Source organism: Streptomyces sp. NPDC021224, assembly GCF_044332905.1.
Taxonomy (GTDB): Bacteria; Actinomycetota; Actinomycetes; order Streptomycetales; family Streptomycetaceae; genus Actinacidiphila.
This window is the reverse complement of sequence record NZ_JBIRPW010000023.1, coordinates 93,526-107,600: the sequence shown is the minus strand read 5'-3', so window position 1 is coordinate 107,600 and position 14,075 is coordinate 93,526. Positions and strand designations below refer to the sequence as shown.

Here is a 14,075-nt window from a genome sequence, read left to right as displayed (position 1 = left end):
CGACTCTATCAGACGCTTTCCAGTGCCTGACCCCCAGTCAGCGGGGTTTGTCTTTCGGGCTGTTCGGCCCTTCCGACGAGTGAGACTTTAGCGGATGTTCCTCGGCCGTTCCAAATCGGAGGGCTTTGGCTTCTGCTTCCGCAGAATCCGCGCATTCCGAAAAACGCACACACGGACGCCCCCGGTCGTCAGACCGTGGTCGTTCGAGTGATTGCTGCGGAATGGCTGTCCGGGAACCGACCAAGATCGGCGCTCACGTCGGACAACCCGGGGTACGTTACGCACCCGACCGGGGTGTGTCAACTTCGTGCGGGGACCTTCACAAACAGGGGGTGCGCGCTACTCTGACCCCATGACGTCGCGTACGTGTCACGACACCCAGTGGTGGGCCGCCTAGAGGCGGCCACCTGACTCACGTACGCACCCACGGCCGCCGCTCAGGCGGCCGTTTTCGTTGTCTGCGGCCGTGGTGAGCGGCGGTCTCCGAGAAGACCGACCGGCGAACCACGGACGACAGGAGACGGCGACCATGACACGGACTCTCAGCGGTGTGAAACCCACGGGGCATCTGACCTTGGGGAACTACCTCGGCGCTCTGCGGCGGTGGGCGGAGGAGGACCAGCACCGGGCCGAGTCGCTGTTCTTCGTGGCTGACCTGCACGCGCTGACCGTCGAGCACGATCCGGCGCGGGTGCGGCGGCTGAGCCGGCAGGCGGCGAGCCTGCTGCTGGCGGCGGGGCTGGACCCGCGGGTGTGCACGCTCTTCGTGCAGAGCCACGTCGACGAGCACGCGCGGCTGTCGTACCTGCTGGAGTGCGTCGCCACGGACGGCGAGATGCGGCGGATGATCCAGTACAAGGAGAAGTCCGCGCGGGCGCAGGCCGCGGGGCAGGGGGTGCGGCTGTCGCTGCTGACGTACCCGGTGCTGATGGCGGCGGACATCCTGGCGTACGGGGCCGACGAGGTGCCGGTGGGCGAGGACCAGACGCAGCACGTGGAGCTCACCCGTGATCTGGCCGAGCGCTTCAACCAGCGGTACGGGGCGACGTTCGTCGTACCGCGGGCGACGCGGCCGGCGGCTGCGGCGCGGGTGATGGACCTCCAGGACCCGGCGTCGAAGATGGGCAAGTCGCACGCCGCCACGGCCGGGATCGTCTATCTGCTGGACGAGCCGGACGTGATCGCGAAGAAGGTCATGCGGGCGGTGACCGACAGCGAGCCGGGGGTGACGTTCGACCGGGCGGCGCGGCCGGGGCTGGCGAACCTGCTGGAGATTCTGGCGGCCTGCACCGGTAAGGACGCGGAGGCGCTCGCGGCGGCGTACGACGCGGGTGGGGCGGGCTTCGGGGTGATCAAGCGGGACACGGCGGAGGCGGTGGTGGAGCTGCTGCGGCCGCTGCGGGCGCGGCACGCCGAGCTGAGCGCCGACCAGGGCCATCTCGACCAGGTGCTGCGGGAGGGTGCGGCCAGGGCGCGGGAGGTCGCGCGGCCGACGGTCGACGCGGCCTACCGGGCGGTCGGGCTGCTGCCGCCGTCCTGAAGGGCCGCGAGTACGCCGCCGGGTCCGACCCCTCGCGTGGGCGGGGGGCCCGGACCGGTGGCGTACGGCTCGGCCGGTGGGCGCCGGGGTGGCCGGTCAGGCGCCGGAGGCCAGTTCGCGGCTGCGGTCGCGGGCGGCTTCGAGGGCGGCGAGGAGGGCGGCGCGCACCCCGTGGTTCTCCAGTTCGCGGATGGCGTTGATCGTCGTCCCGGCCGGGGAGGTGACGGCCTCGCGGAGCTTGACCGGGTGTTCGCCGCTGTCGCGGAGCATGACGGCGGCGCCGATCGCGGACTGCACGATGAGGTCGTGCGCCTGGGCGCGGGGCAGGCCGAGGAGGATGCCGGCGTCGGTCATGGCCTCGACGAGGTAGTAGAAGTACGCGGGTCCGGAGCCGGACAGGGCGGTGGCGGCGTCCTGCTGCTTCTCCGGGACGCGCAGGGTCTTGCCGACCGGCTGGAAGATGGCCTCGGTGCGGGCGAGGTGGCTCTCGTCGGCGTGCCGGCCGGCGGAGATCACGGACATGCCCTCGTCGACGAGCACCGGGGTGTTGGGCATGACGCGCACCACCGGGGTGCCCTCGGCGAGGCGCTCCTCGAAGAAGGCGGTCGGGATGCCGGCGGCGGCGCTGATGACCAGGCGGTCGGCGGGCAGGTGCGGTGCCAGCTCGTCGAGCAGCGCGGACATGTCCTGCGGCTTGACGGCCAGGATGAGGGTGTCGGCGGCCTTGGCGGCCTCCGCGTTGTCGACGGGCTCGACGCCGTAGCGGTCGCGCAGCTCCTCGGCGCGCTCCGGGCGGCGGGCGGTGACGAGCAGGTCGGCGGGTGCCCATCCGGCCCTGATCATGCCGGAGAGCAGTGCCTCGCCGATCTTTCCTGTGCCGAGGACGGCCACGTGTCGCTGGGTCATGGCCCCCATGATGCCGGGTGCGGCGGACACCGGGTCGGGGTTGTCCACAGGCCGGAAGTCGGGCGGTACGCCGTCCACGGCCCGGGTGTGCCGACGCCCCCCGGACACCGTCCCGGGGGCCGGGTCGGGCGTGGGGGGCGGGTCAGGGTCATCCCCTATGGCGCATAGGGACGGGACGGGGTGACCGTAGCGGTATGAACCCTTCATCCCGCGAAATCGTGACCACCGGCGCGGAGAAGCGGCAGCTGGCCGTCGCCTCCGCGAGCCTCGGCCCGTGGCGGCCGGCGGCCGTCGTCGGCGCGCTCGGCGGTGGTGTCTCGCTGGCCCTGCACCTGGTGCAGGGGCACTTCGGACTCGGCATCCTCAGCGGGTCCCTGTCGATCGCCGCGCTGCTGTTCTTCTGTGTCGGGGGCGCGGGCGCGGTGCTGGGGTATTCCGCGCACGGGAAGGCGGGGCGGGACCGGCGCATCAGGCGGTGGGCGCGCAAGCACCCGTGGCGGGTGGCGGCGGTGCCGGCGGCGGCGATGTTCGTCACCGACGTGGTGCTGCGGCAGGTGCTGACCAGCGAGGGCTTCTTCGGCAGCGTGTGGACGGGACTGTGGCACGGCGCGGTCGTCGCGGCCGTGGTGGGCGGCATCGGAGCGGTGAGCGCGGCCCGTAAGTGACGCGCCGGGGCCGGACCGGTGTGCTGACGGCCCGGCCCGCACGGTGCCGGGCGGTCGCCCCTGGTGTCCGGGACGCCTGCCGGGCGGCCCGCGCGGGGGTGCCGTCGTACGGCGCCGGGTCTGTTTCCTGCGAGGTCAGCCGGGCGAGGCGGCGCAGGCGGTCGTACGAGGGCGTGCCCGGCTCGGCGTGGTAGGTGACGAGCATCTGGCCCGGGGCCGAGGGCAGCGCGAGCTTCTCGTAGTGCAGGTCGAGCGGGCCGACGCGCGGGTGGCGGGTCAGGGTCAGGCCGCTGGTGCGGCGGTGGACGTCCTGCCGGGCCCACAGGTCGCGGAAGCGCTCGCTGCGCAGGCTCAGCCTTCACAGGGCGACGCTGACGCCGACCTGGTCGGGGCGGGCGGTGCGGCGCAGCACCGTACGGGCCAGGTCGCCGAGCCGGACCAGGGCGTAGCGGCGGGCGAGCAGGCGGCGGGCGGCGGCCTTGCCCGCGTCGTCGAGGACGCGGGCGTCCGTACGCCGGGTACGACCTCGGCGCCCGCTGCGGCGAGCGCCCGTGCGGTCTCCCGCCCGAGCCCGGACGTCCCGCCGGTCACCAGCGCCCGCCGCCCGCCGAGATCGACGCCGTCCAGGACGTCCCCGGTGGTCGCGGCGAAGCCGAAGGGGGTGGTGAGGAGGGGCGGGGGTGCGGTGGATTCACTCGTACGACCGAGGGTGGGGCGCGCACTCCGGGTGAGGAAGACCCTGCTGCTCCTGGTAGTGGCAGGGACACGTTGCCGCGGGGCCGGGCGCCTCAGCGCTTGCGCTTGCCCTTGGGCTTCGCCTTCGCCTTCGGGCGCGCCTGGCGGGCCTCGAAGCGGGCGCGGGCCTCCGCGTACTCGGCACGGCGCAGGTCCTCGCCGGGGGCTTCGGACAGGGAGCGCACGAAATAGGCGAGCAGGCCGCCGACGAAGCCGATCGCGTAGAGGCTCGCGGTGCCGTCCGCGTCGCCCGCGGGGCGGCGGGCGACGAAGCCGCGCCATGTGTGGCGGAAGGCGAGGACGCTGCACACGGCCAGGCCGATGAAGGCGAGGGCGGTGACGAACGTGCCGATCTTGGCGTCGCCGAGGCCCTGGAAGCCGATCTTCAGCACGAAGGCGCCGGCCGCGGCGGTGGCCAGCGAGCCGACGCTGACGCCGAGGCGGCGCAGGCCGTAGCCGCGGTCGTGGTCGACCCAGGTCGTCCCGAAGAAACGGATCGGCTCGGGCGCCGGGCCCTTGTCGGGCGGGGCGTTCTCCGTTGGCGCGGGGGCGACGGCTGTCTGCTGGTCCTCACTCACGCTTTCCATTATGGGCATGCGCGCGGTGGTGGACCGGGGGCGGTCCGTTCCGTGCGCTGCGAGGTGCCCCTCGCGGTGGGTGCCGCGATCTTCTCGCCGTCTCGGCTGAGCGCGCGGCTCCCCGCGCCCCTAAGAGCCCCCCGCGGGGGTGAAGCGTTCGCCGGCGAAGGTGTGGAGGGCGGGGAGGGCGGCGGGGGCGGCGGGGAGGGTGCGGAGGGGGGTGAGGGGGCAGGCGAGGTGGCCGTCGGCGAGGTGGAGGGTCTGGGCGGGGAGGGTCGCGCCGGGGAGGGGCCAGACGATGAGCCAGGGGCGGGTGTCGGTGGAGCTGGCGCGGGGGCCGACCGTGACGGCGGCGACCTCGGACCAGGAGAAGTGGATCTCGGCCTTGCCGTAGTCGCGGAAGGCGATGCCGCCGGGTCCGACGGTGAGGCGGCGGGGGCGGCGCCGGCGGGACAGGCAGGAGAACGTACCGGCCCAGCCGAGGGCGGCGACGGGCACGAGGGGGCCGAGCAGCGCCGGCGGGACGAGGTGGGGGCGCCCGGTGGCGGCCGCGGCGAACGGGGCGGTGGCGCCGAGGGCGAGGACGAGGCAGGCCAGGAGGAGTACGGCGGGCGGCCCGGGGGCGCGGAAGACGCGGTCGCCGCCGGGGACGCGGTGCTCGGGTCCGGCGACGGTGACGGGGGTGGGCGGGCGGAGGGTGCGCGGCGCGGTCTCGAAGCGGGCCCGGCCGTGCTCGGCGAGGGCGGCGGTGAGCTGTCCGAGGCCCTGGTCGAGGTCGTCGGTGTCGAGGAGGGTGTACCGGACGCGCCCGTCGTAGGTGCGGTCGGGCTCGCGGGGGAGCTTCGTGCCGGGTGCGAGCCACACCGTGAGGTGGGGTTTGGGCGGCGCGCTCTCGCTGTCGCCCGCGGAGGTGTGGCGCAGTGCGACCGCGTCGATCTGCTCCCAGCTCAGTTCGGCGTCGTGCAGGGTGATGCCGAAGGCGTCGACGCGCAGCCGGAAGGGCCGCCGGGCGCGGCGCAGTTCCCACAGTCCGCGTCCTGCGCACAGGGCGGCGGCGCCCGCGGTGACGAGTGGTCCCGCGGTGCTGTGGCCCTTGCCGGAGATCAGCCATGCGGCCAGTCCGGCGGTGATGGCGGCCGCCGCGCACAGCATGCCGATGCCGCGCCGCCGGACCCGCCGGGCGATCGTGAACTCCATTGCCGCTCCCCCCGCTTGTCCCCTGGTCTCCAGGATGGCGGCGGGCGCCGGGGAGGGAAGTCCCGTACGGCGAAGGGTGCGTGAACGCGACGGCGGTGCGGCGAAACCGTGAAGAAGTGAACGTCCTTGCGACCGGTGCGTGCGCAGACCATTGACCACCGACTGACCAGTCAGTAACTTCTGCGGAGCAGCGCCGACTTCACCTGATCTCGTCACATACCCCCACGAAACGAGGAGAGATGTCGATGCGCCTTCTCCCCCACCGCCCCCGGGGCCGGGGCCTCGCCGCGGTCCTGGCCGCCGCGGCACTGGCCGTCCTCGGTCTGACCGCGCCCGCCGCGCACGCCCAGTCGCACGCCCAGCGCTCGTACGTGGCAATGGGTGACAGCTACAGCGCGGCCTCGGGTGTGCTGCCGCTCGACCCGGACGCCTCGCTGCTGTGCATCCGGTCCTCCGCCAACTACCCCCACGTGCTGGCCGCCCGGGCGGGCCTCGCGCTGCACGACGTGACGTGCGGCGCCGCGCAGACCAAGGACTTCGCCGGGGCCCAGTACCCGGGCGTCGCACCGCAGTTGGACGCGCTGAGCGCGAGCACCGACGTCGTGACGATGACGATCGGCGGCAACGACAACAACACCTTCATCGACGCGATCCTGGCGTGCGGCTCGGCCGGCATAGCGACCCTCGGCTTCGGCCACCCCTGCCAGAGCCTGTACGGGAGCACGTTCACCGACCAGGTCGACAACGGCACCTTCCAGGCGCTCACGAGCGCGCTCGCCGCCGTGCGCGCGAAGGCGCCAAACGCGCAGGTGGCGATCCTCGGCTACCCGTGGATCGTGCCCTCCGCCGCGGTGCCCGGCTGTTTCGCGCAACTGCCCATCGCCTCCGGCGACATCCCCTACCTGCGCGATCTGCAGACGCACCTCAACTCGGCGGTGCAGCGCGCGGCGGCCGCGACCGGTGCGACGTACGTCGACATGGCCGCGGCCTCCAACGGCCATGACGCCTGCCAGCCGATCGGCACCCGCTGGATCGAACCGGTGCTCTTCGGCACGAACTTCGTGCCGGTGCACCCCAACGCGCTCGGCGAATCCAAGATGGCCGACCGCGCCGCCGCGGTCCTCGGCCTGAACTAGACCCCCCCACGGGCGCGAAAACGCCGTCCCCCGCGGGCAGTTGCCCGCGGGGGACGGCGGCAGGACCAGACGTGGGTCAGATCTCCAGGCGGCTCACGTCGCGGACCGCGCCGCGGTCCGCGCTCGTCGCCATCGCGGCGTACGCGCGCAGCGCCGCCGAGACCTGCCGGTCGCGCGGCGCGTGCGGCTTGTACACCCCGCCCAGCGCCTCCCGGCGGGCGGCCAGCTCTTCCTCGGACACCAGGAGTTCCATGGTGCGGCCGGGGATGTCGATCCGGATCCGGTCGCCGTCCTCGACGAGCGCGATCGTGCCGCCCGAGGCCGCCTCCGGCGAGGCGTGCCCGATGGACAGACCCGACGTGCCGCCGGAGAAGCGCCCGTCGGTGATCAGCGCGCAGGACTTCCCCAGGCCCCGGCCCTTCAGGTACGAGGTCGGGTAGAGCATCTCCTGCATGCCCGGGCCGCCGCGCGGGCCCTCGTAGCGGATCACGACGACGTCGCCGGGAGTGATCTCCTTGCGGAGGATCTTCTCGACGGCCTCCTCCTGCGACTCGCACACGACCGCCGGACCCTCGAACGTCCAGATCGACTCGTCCACGCCCGCGGTCTTGACCACGGCGCCGTCCACGGCGAGGTTGCCGCGCAGCACTGCCAGGCCGCCGTCCTGGGAGTAGGCGTGCTCGACGTCGCGGATGCAGCCGCCGGCCGCGTCGGTGTCCAGCGACTCCCAGCGCTCGGACTGCGAGAAGGCCGACGCGGAACGCACGCAGCCCGGGGCGGCGTGGAACAGCTCGACGGCCTCCGGCGACGGGGAGCCGCCGCGCACGTCCCACGTGCCGAGCCAGTCCTTGACCGAGCGGGAGTGCACCGTGTGCACGTCCTCGTTGAGCAGCCCGCCCCGGTACAGCTCGCCCAGGATGGCCGGGATGCCGCCCGCGCGGTGCACGTCCTCCATGTAGTACGTGCCCGACGGCGCGACGTTCGGGGCGACCTTGGCCAGGCACGGCACCCGGCGCGAGACCGCGTCGATGTCGGTCAGGCCGTAGTCCAGCTCGGCCTCCTGGGCGGCGGCCAGCAGGTGCAGGATCGTGTTGGTGGAACCGCCCATCGCGATGTCCAGGGCCATCGCGTTCTCGAACGCGGCGCCGGTGGCGACGTTGCGCGGCAGGACACTGTCGTCGTCCTGCTCGTAGTAGCGCCGGGTCAGCTCGACGACCGTGCGGCCCGCGTCCTCGTACAGCGCCCTGCGGGCGGTGTGGGTGGCCAGCACCGAACCGTTGCCGGGCAGCGCCAGACCGATCGCCTCGGTCAGGCAGTTCATCGAGTTGGCGGTGAACATCCCGGAACACGAACCGCAGGTCGGGCAGGCGTTCTCCTCGATGCGGAGGATGTCGGCGTCCGACACGCTCTCGTCCACCGCGTCGGAGATCGCGTTGATCAGGTCCAGCTTGCGGACCGTGCCGTCGACCAGCGTCGCCCGCCCGGCCTCCATCGGGCCGCCGGAGACGAAGACCGTCGGGATGTTCAGCCGCAGCGCGGCCATCAGCATGCCCGGGGTGATCTTGTCGCAGTTCGAGATGCAGATCAGCGCGTCCGCGCAGTGCGCCTGCACCATGTACTCGACGGAGTCGGCGATCAGGTCGCGCGACGGCAGCGAGTAGAGCATGCCGCCGTGGCCCATCGCGATGCCGTCGTCCACCGCGATCGTGTTGAACTCGCGCGGCACCGCGCCGGCCGCCTTGATCGCCTCGGAGACGATCCGCCCCACCGGCTGGAGGTGGGTGTGCCCGGGTACGAACTCGGTGAAGCTGTTGGCGACCGCGACGATCGGCTTGCCGATGTCGGCGTTGTCCACGCCGGATGCGCGCATGAGGGCGCGCGCGCCCGCCATGTTGCGGCCGTGGGTGACCGTACGTGACCTCAGCTCGGGCACGGTTCCACTCCCTAGGTTCCACTCGCGTTCGTACGACGGCCGCGGCGCGCGGCCGTGCCGTCGAGGGTACGCCCGTCGCCCAGGATCCGGACAACCCGTCCGGATGACGGAAGGACTGTGCTGTTCCGCGGTGCTGCCGCGGGGCGGGCTCAGCGGTGCGGACGGCTCGCGACCGGCGGGGCGACCAGGTGGCGGCGGGCGAAGGCCAGCGCCTCCGCGAGATCGGCCTCGCGCTCCGCGGACGACATGGCCCGCCGCGTGTTGACCTCCACGACCACGTGCCCGGCGAAGCCGCGGCCCGCGAGGGAGCGCAGCAGCTCGGCGCAGGGCTGGGTGCCGCGCCCCGGCACCAGGTGCTCGTCCTTCGCCGAGCCGTTGCCGTCGCCGAGGTGGACGTGCGCGAGCCGGTCGCCCATCCGTGCGGCCATCTCCAGCACGCCGGTGCGCGAGGTCGCCGCGTGCGAGAGGTCCACCGTGAAGTGCCGGTAGTCCTCCCGGGTGACGTCCCAGTCGGGGGCGTACGCGGCCATCTCGCGGTCGCGGTACCGCCACGGGTACATGTTCTCGACGGCGAAGCGGACGTCCGTCTCGTCCGCCATCCGCCACACCCCGCGGACGAAGTCGCGCGCGTAGCCGCGCTGCCAGCGGAAGGGCGGGTGGACGACGACGGCCGACGCGCCGAGCCGCTCGGCCGCGGCCTTGGCGCGCTGCAGCTTGACCCACGGGTCGGTCGACCACACCCGCTGGGTGATCAGCAGGCACGGCGCGTGCACCGCGAGCACCGGCACGCAGTGGTAGTCGGACAGCCGGCGCAGGGCGTCGATGTCCTGGCTGACCGGATCCGTCCACACCATGACCTCGACGCCGTCGTAGCCGAGGCGGGCGGCGATCTCGAAGGCCGTCGCCGTCGACTCCGGGTAGACCGAGGCGGTCGACAGCGCGACCCGGACGCCACCGTTCACGCCGCCGCGCGCACCACCGCTCGCACCGGGCGCGCCCGCCGGCGGCACGGTGCCGCGGGGCGGCGTGCCGGGGGCTGCGTCGAAGGCGTCGGGGAGGTCGGGGACGTCGGGGGCTGGGGCCACGCAAGCCAGCGTACGGCCGGGGCCCGCGGGCAGGGCCCGGTCCTGGCCGCCGCGGGACCCCCGCGGGGCCGCGCCCTCAGCCGCTGCGGCGGGCGACGGTGGCGCCTGACCCGCCGTTCTGCGGGGATGCAGGGGCGGGTGGGGCGTACGGGGCGGTGTGCGGTGTGGCGTTGGCCACAGGGTCCTGCGGGGCGGGCGACGAGGCGGTTCCCGGGGCCGCACCCGTACCCATGGTCGTACCCGTGGTCGTGGCGGCGCCCGCGCCCGAGCCCGCTATGCCCGCCGCCATCACGTCGAGCTTGCGCAGGATCACGCCCTCGCGCAGCGCCCACGGGCAGATCTCCAGCTCATTGACGCCGTACAGGTCCATCGCCGCCTCCGCGACCAGCGCGCCCGCGAGCAGCTGACCGGCCCGGCCCTCCGACACCCCGGGGAGGTTCGCGCGCTGCCGCGCGGCCATCCCGGCGAGCCGCGGAACCCACTCCTCCAGCGCCGCACGCCGCAGCACCCGCTGCACGTACAGCCCGTCCGCGCTGCGCGCCGCCCCCGCGATCCGGGCCAGCTGGCGGAAGGTCTTGGACGTGCCCACCGCGTGGTCGGCAGGCCCCAGCCGGGCGAACTCCGCGACGGTACGGGCGATCTCGGTCCTGACGTGCCGGCGCAAGCCCCGCACGTCCTGCGCGGACGGCGGGTCGTCCGGCAGCCAGCCGCTGGTCAGCCGCCCCGCGCCGAGCGGCAGCGACACGGCGGCGTCCGGGTACTCGTCCATGCCGTAGCCGACCTCCAGCGAACCGCCGCCGATGTCCAGCACCAGCAGCTTGCCCGCCGACCAGCCGAACCAGCGGCGTACCGCCAGGAAGGTCAGCCGCGACTCGTCCTCGCCGGACAGCACCGTCAGCCGCACACCGGTCTCCTGCTCGACACGCGCGAGCACCGCCTCGCCGTTCGCCGCCTCGCGCACCGCCGAGGTCGCGAAGGGCAGCACGTCCTCGGCGCCCTTGTCCTCCGCGACACGCATCGCGTCCGCGACGGTCGTGACGAGACGCTCGACACCCTCGGCGCTGATCGCGCCGTCCGCGTCGAGCAGCTGCGCGAGGCGCAGCTCGGCCTTGTGCGAATACGCGGGGAGCGGGCGCGCGCCCGGATGCGCGTCCACCACCAGCAGGTGAACGGTGTTGGACCCCACGTCGAGCACTCCCAGTCGCATGGGCAGCACTTTACGGCCGGGGGCCGGGCGGGAGGGGGCCGGTTCGCCCCGGCCGGGCGGGCGGCGGGCCCCCTCGTGCGGGGCGGTGAGGGGAAACCGGGCAATACGGTCTTACGCTGGGCGCGTGGCAAAGGTGACGACCCGCAGGGGCGGGGAGCAGGTCGCGGCAGGCGACGAGGCGGGGCTCGACTTCGCACGGGCATGGCTCGAATTCGTCGACCCGGCGGACGACGAGCAGATCTTCCGCTGCGACCTGACATGGCTGACATCGCGCTGGACCTGCGTCTTCGGACACGGCTGCCAGGGCATCGTGGCCGGGCGCGCGGACGACGGCTGCTGTTCGCTCGGCGCGCACTTCTCCGACGACGACGACGAGAAGCGGGTCGCCGGGCACGTGGCCCGGCTCACCGCGGACGACTGGCAGTTCCACGGCCTCGGCACCGGCCGGGACGGCTACTGGGCCGAGGAGAACGAGGACGGCGAACGGCAGACCCGCGTCGTCGACGGGGCCTGCATCTTCTCCAACCGCGCGGGCTTCTCCGGCGGACAGGGCTGCGCGCTGCACGCCCTCGCCCTGCGGGAGAACCGCGAACCGCTGGAGACCAAGCCCGACGTGTGCTGGCAGCTGCCGATCCGGCGCACCTTCGAGTGGGTCGACCGGCCGGACGACTCGCGCGTGCTCGTGGTGTCGATCGGGGAGTACGACCGCCGGGGGTGGGGCCCCGGCGGTCATGACCTCCACTGGTGGTGCACGTCCGCGACGTCCGCGCACGGTGGGGGTGAGCCTGTTTACGTCTCGTACCGGGCGGAGCTCACGGAGCTGATGGGGGCGGGGGCGTATGCGGAGCTGGTCGCCGCGTGCGAGGCCCGCCTTGCGGCGGGGCTTCCGCTCGTGGCCCCGCACCCGGCGGACCCCTCCGGGGGGTGAGCCCGGGGGCGCCTCGGGGGCGCCCCGGGGGGGCTTGTTGCGGTGCGTTGCACGACCTTGCGGTGGGTGGGTGGTTGCTCGCGCAGTTCCTCGCGCCCCTTACGCGGCGCCGCCGCCGCTGGGTCGGGGGCCGCCACGGGGCACCTCCTCGGAATGCGCCTTCACCCTCCCCCGTAGCCGCTGAGCCCCTCCCAGCGCATTCCTGCGGGGGCACCCCGCACCGTCCCCCTCCAGGCCGGTTGGGCGGCTGCCTGCCGGTGGGGGGGTGAGGGCGAGGGATCTCGTTTTTAGGGGCGCGGGGAACTGCGCGACAAGCCCACCGCCGGCGGACGATCGCGGTGTCCACCGCAACAGGCACCCCCGGGGCGCCGGGAGCTATGCCGTGAGCTCCTCCGATGCGGACGCGTCAGCGTCCAGTGCGCAGGCGGCGGCGAGGGTGTCGAGGGAGATGCCGAGGGCCGCGGCGAGGGCGGCGACCGTGAAGAAGGCGGGGGTCGGGGCGCGCCCCGTCTCGATCTTGCGGAGCGTCTCCGCGGAGACGCCCGCCGCCGCCGCGATCTCCACCATGCTGCGGTCGCCGCGCGCGGCGCGCAGCAGCGCGCCGAAGTGTTCGCCGCGGCGGCGTTCTCCGGGGGTCAGGGGTGTTCGCACCATGCCTGTGATACTAATACCGGTAAACAAATACCGGTATGAGTATTGGAGGCTGTCCCCCCATGGTGGAGATCAAGAACGCCGCGGCCATCGACGCGATGCGCGAGGCGGGCCGTGTGGTGGCCCGCGCGCTCGCCGCGGCGCGGGAGGCCGCGGACGTCGGGGTGTCGCTGCTCGAACTCGACGAGGCCGCACGCGAGGTCATCACGGGGGCCGGGGCGACCTCGCCCTTCCTCGGGTACCGGCCGTCGTTCGCGCCGACGCCCTTCCCGGGGGTGATCTGCGCGTCCGTCAACGACGCGATCGTGCACGGCATCCCGACGGACTACCGGCTGCGCGACGGCGATCTCGTGAGCGTCGACTGCGGGGCGGAGCTGGACGGGTGGACGGGTGACGCGGCGGTCACCTTCTCGGTGGGCACGCCGCGGCCGGGGGACGCGGAGCTCGTGGCGGCGACCGTGCGGGCTCTGGAGGCGGGGATCGCGGCGGCCGTCGCCGGGAACCGGATGGGGGACATCTCGTCGGCGATCGGGCGGGTCGCGGAGGAGGCGCGGTGCGGGATGCCGGCGGACTTCGGCGGGCACGGCATCGGGCGCCGTATGCACGAGGATCCGCACGTGCCCAACCGGGGGCGCGCGGGGCGCGGGTTCCCGCTGCGGCCGGGGCTGGCGCTCGCGATCGAGCCCATGCTCATGGCGGGGGGCTCGGACGCCTACCACGCGGATCAGGACGGGTGGACGCTGCGTACGGACGACGGGAGCCGGGCGGCGCACTTCGAGCACACGGTGGCGATCACGGCGGAGGGGCCGCGGGTGCTGACGCTGCCGTGAGCCCGGGTCAGGCGCGGCGGGCCAGCAGCATGCCGCCGAGGGGGCTTTCCGCCGAGGTGACGGTCTCGTGGGAGGCCACGGTGAAGCCCGCTTCCGTCAGCCAGGCGGCGAGGCGGTCGTGGGAGCGGCGGTGGACGTGGACGCGCATGGGGTGGCCGCCGTAGCCCTCGGTCTTCAGTCGGGACGTGTCGCCGACGTGGAAGCCCAGCAGGACGGGGGCTCCGGGGCGCAGGACGCGGTGGAAGTGGCCGAGGACCCCCGGTATCGCCTCGTCGGGGACGTGGATGAGGGAGTACCAGGCGAGGATGCCGGCCGTGGAGGCGTCGGGGAGGGGGAGGTCGGTCATGGAGCCGACGGCGAAGCGCACGCCGGGGTTGTCGCGGCGGGCGATCGCGATCATCCGGGGGGACAGGTCGATACCGAAGGCGTCGAGGCCGAGGCCGCGCAGGAAGGCGGTGACGCGCCCGGGGCCGCAGCCGACGTCGGCGACGGGTCCGTCGCCGCCCGCGCGCACCAGGTCCGCGAAGTCCGCGAGGGCCGCCCGCTCCCGGGGGAGGTCGTCGAGCAGGTCGCGGACGTAGGCGGTGTAGCTCTCGGCGACGGTGTCGTAGGACACCCTGGTGTCGTCCAGCCAGCTCGGTTCGCTCGTCATACGCGGGACGCTAGCGCCCCCCACTGACAGCG

General features: G+C 73.9%; 12 protein-coding genes and 2 pseudogenes. 5 read left to right on the top strand and 9 right to left on the bottom strand.

Annotation, left to right across the window (positions count from 1 at the left end; genetic code table 11):
• Nucleotides 1-529: 529 nt before the first annotated feature.
• Entirely contained in the window at nucleotides 530-1,540 is a 1,011-nt protein-coding gene (trpS, locus tag ACH4PY_RS34700; protein WP_398192324.1) for a tryptophan--tRNA ligase, read from the top strand.
• Between the two features lie 96 nt (nucleotides 1,541-1,636).
• Here the strand turns inward: trpS and proC are convergent, their stop codons facing one another.
• The gene (gene proC / locus ACH4PY_RS34695) at nucleotides 1,637-2,446 is read right to left on the bottom strand and encodes a pyrroline-5-carboxylate reductase (RefSeq protein WP_398192322.1); all 810 of its coding nucleotides are present in this window, start codon (nucleotides 2,444-2,446) and stop codon (nucleotides 1,637-1,639) included.
• 194 nt (nucleotides 2,447-2,640) lie between these two features.
• Here proC and ACH4PY_RS34690 point away from each other — a divergent pair, with 194 nt between their 5' ends.
• On the top strand, nucleotides 2,641-3,111 hold the full coding sequence (locus ACH4PY_RS34690) for a hypothetical protein (RefSeq protein WP_398192320.1): 471 nt from the start codon (nucleotides 2,641-2,643) through the stop codon (nucleotides 3,109-3,111).
• Between the two features lie 157 nt (nucleotides 3,112-3,268).
• On the opposite strand, the pseudogene ACH4PY_RS34685 reads toward ACH4PY_RS34690, so the two are convergent.
• From ACH4PY_RS34685 to ACH4PY_RS34675, 3 genes and pseudogenes are all read right to left on the bottom strand, one after another.
• Nucleotides 3,269-3,460 (bottom strand): annotated as a pseudogene (locus ACH4PY_RS34685) (transcriptional regulator); the annotation flags it as partial.
• A 439-nt stretch (nucleotides 3,461-3,899) separates the two neighbouring features.
• Complete coding sequence (locus ACH4PY_RS34680; RefSeq protein WP_398192346.1) at nucleotides 3,900-4,433, bottom strand: hypothetical protein; 534 nt, start codon at nucleotides 4,431-4,433, stop codon at nucleotides 3,900-3,902.
• Between the two features lie 120 nt (nucleotides 4,434-4,553).
• Nucleotides 4,554-5,621 (bottom strand): hypothetical protein, encoded by a 1,068-nt coding sequence (locus ACH4PY_RS34675; RefSeq protein ID WP_398192318.1) that lies wholly within the window; start codon nucleotides 5,619-5,621, stop codon nucleotides 4,554-4,556.
• Nucleotides 5,622-5,866: 245 nt separating this feature from the next.
• Between ACH4PY_RS34675 and ACH4PY_RS34670 the strand changes: the two genes are divergently transcribed.
• Entirely contained in the window at nucleotides 5,867-6,757 is an 891-nt protein-coding gene (locus ACH4PY_RS34670) for an SGNH/GDSL hydrolase family protein (RefSeq protein ID WP_398192316.1), read from the top strand.
• Nucleotides 6,758-6,833: 76 nt separating this feature from the next.
• On the opposite strand, the gene ilvD is transcribed toward ACH4PY_RS34670, so the two are convergent.
• From ilvD to ACH4PY_RS34655, 3 genes and pseudogenes are all read right to left on the bottom strand, one after another.
• A complete protein-coding gene (ilvD, locus tag ACH4PY_RS34665) occupies nucleotides 6,834-8,690 on the bottom strand; it encodes a dihydroxy-acid dehydratase (protein WP_398192314.1) in 1,857 nt (618 codons plus the stop codon).
• Between the two features lie 149 nt (nucleotides 8,691-8,839).
• Nucleotides 8,840-9,652: a sugar phosphate isomerase/epimerase family protein gene (locus tag ACH4PY_RS34660; protein ID WP_398192344.1), complete on the bottom strand. Its 813-nt coding sequence runs from the start codon at nucleotides 9,650-9,652 to the stop codon at nucleotides 8,840-8,842.
• A gap of 406 nt (nucleotides 9,653-10,058) precedes the next feature.
• Nucleotides 10,059-10,982 (bottom strand): annotated as a pseudogene (locus ACH4PY_RS34655) (Ppx/GppA family phosphatase); the annotation flags it as partial.
• A gap of 124 nt (nucleotides 10,983-11,106) precedes the next feature.
• Between ACH4PY_RS34655 and ACH4PY_RS34650 the strand changes: the two are divergent.
• Nucleotides 11,107-11,910, top strand: coding sequence for a hypothetical protein (locus ACH4PY_RS34650; protein WP_398192312.1), 804 nt, complete (start codon nucleotides 11,107-11,109; stop codon nucleotides 11,908-11,910).
• A gap of 375 nt (nucleotides 11,911-12,285) precedes the next feature.
• On the opposite strand, the gene ACH4PY_RS34645 is transcribed toward ACH4PY_RS34650, so the two are convergent.
• Nucleotides 12,286-12,564, bottom strand: a complete 279-nt coding sequence (locus ACH4PY_RS34645; protein ID WP_398192310.1) for a helix-turn-helix domain-containing protein — start codon at nucleotides 12,562-12,564, stop codon at nucleotides 12,286-12,288.
• Between the two features lie 59 nt (nucleotides 12,565-12,623).
• Here ACH4PY_RS34645 and map point away from each other — a divergent pair, with 59 nt between their 5' ends.
• On the top strand, nucleotides 12,624-13,391 hold the full coding sequence (gene map, locus ACH4PY_RS34640; RefSeq protein WP_398192308.1) for a type I methionyl aminopeptidase: 768 nt from the start codon (nucleotides 12,624-12,626) through the stop codon (nucleotides 13,389-13,391).
• A 7-nt stretch (nucleotides 13,392-13,398) separates the two neighbouring features.
• Here map and ACH4PY_RS34635 read toward each other — a convergent pair whose 3' ends face one another.
• The gene (locus ACH4PY_RS34635) at nucleotides 13,399-14,043 is read right to left on the bottom strand and encodes a class I SAM-dependent DNA methyltransferase (protein WP_398192307.1); all 645 of its coding nucleotides are present in this window, start codon (nucleotides 14,041-14,043) and stop codon (nucleotides 13,399-13,401) included.
• Between the last annotated feature and the right edge of the window lie 32 nt (nucleotides 14,044-14,075).

Bases quoted from the DNA above. Each gene is read 5' to 3' on its own strand.
- trpS (WP_398192324.1), top strand. From the start codon at position 530: ATGACACGGACTCTCAGCGGTGTGAAACCCACGGGGCATCTGACCTTG.
- proC (WP_398192322.1), bottom strand. From the start codon at position 2,446: ATGACCCAGCGACACGTGGCCGTCCTCGGCACAGGAAAGATCGGCGAG.
- ACH4PY_RS34690 (WP_398192320.1), top strand. From the start codon at position 2,641: ATGAACCCTTCATCCCGCGAAATCGTGACCACCGGCGCGGAGAAGCGG.
- ACH4PY_RS34680 (WP_398192346.1), bottom strand. From the start codon at position 4,433: ATGGAAAGCGTGAGTGAGGACCAGCAGACAGCCGTCGCCCCCGCGCCA.
- ACH4PY_RS34675 (WP_398192318.1), bottom strand. From the start codon at position 5,621: ATGGAGTTCACGATCGCCCGGCGGGTCCGGCGGCGCGGCATCGGCATG.
- ACH4PY_RS34670 (WP_398192316.1), top strand. From the start codon at position 5,867: ATGCGCCTTCTCCCCCACCGCCCCCGGGGCCGGGGCCTCGCCGCGGTC.
- ACH4PY_RS34645 (WP_398192310.1), bottom strand. From the start codon at position 12,564: ATGGTGCGAACACCCCTGACCCCCGGAGAACGCCGCCGCGGCGAACAC.
- map (WP_398192308.1), top strand. From the start codon at position 12,624: ATGGTGGAGATCAAGAACGCCGCGGCCATCGACGCGATGCGCGAGGCG.
- ACH4PY_RS34635 (WP_398192307.1), bottom strand. From the start codon at position 14,043: ATGACGAGCGAACCGAGCTGGCTGGACGACACCAGGGTGTCCTACGAC.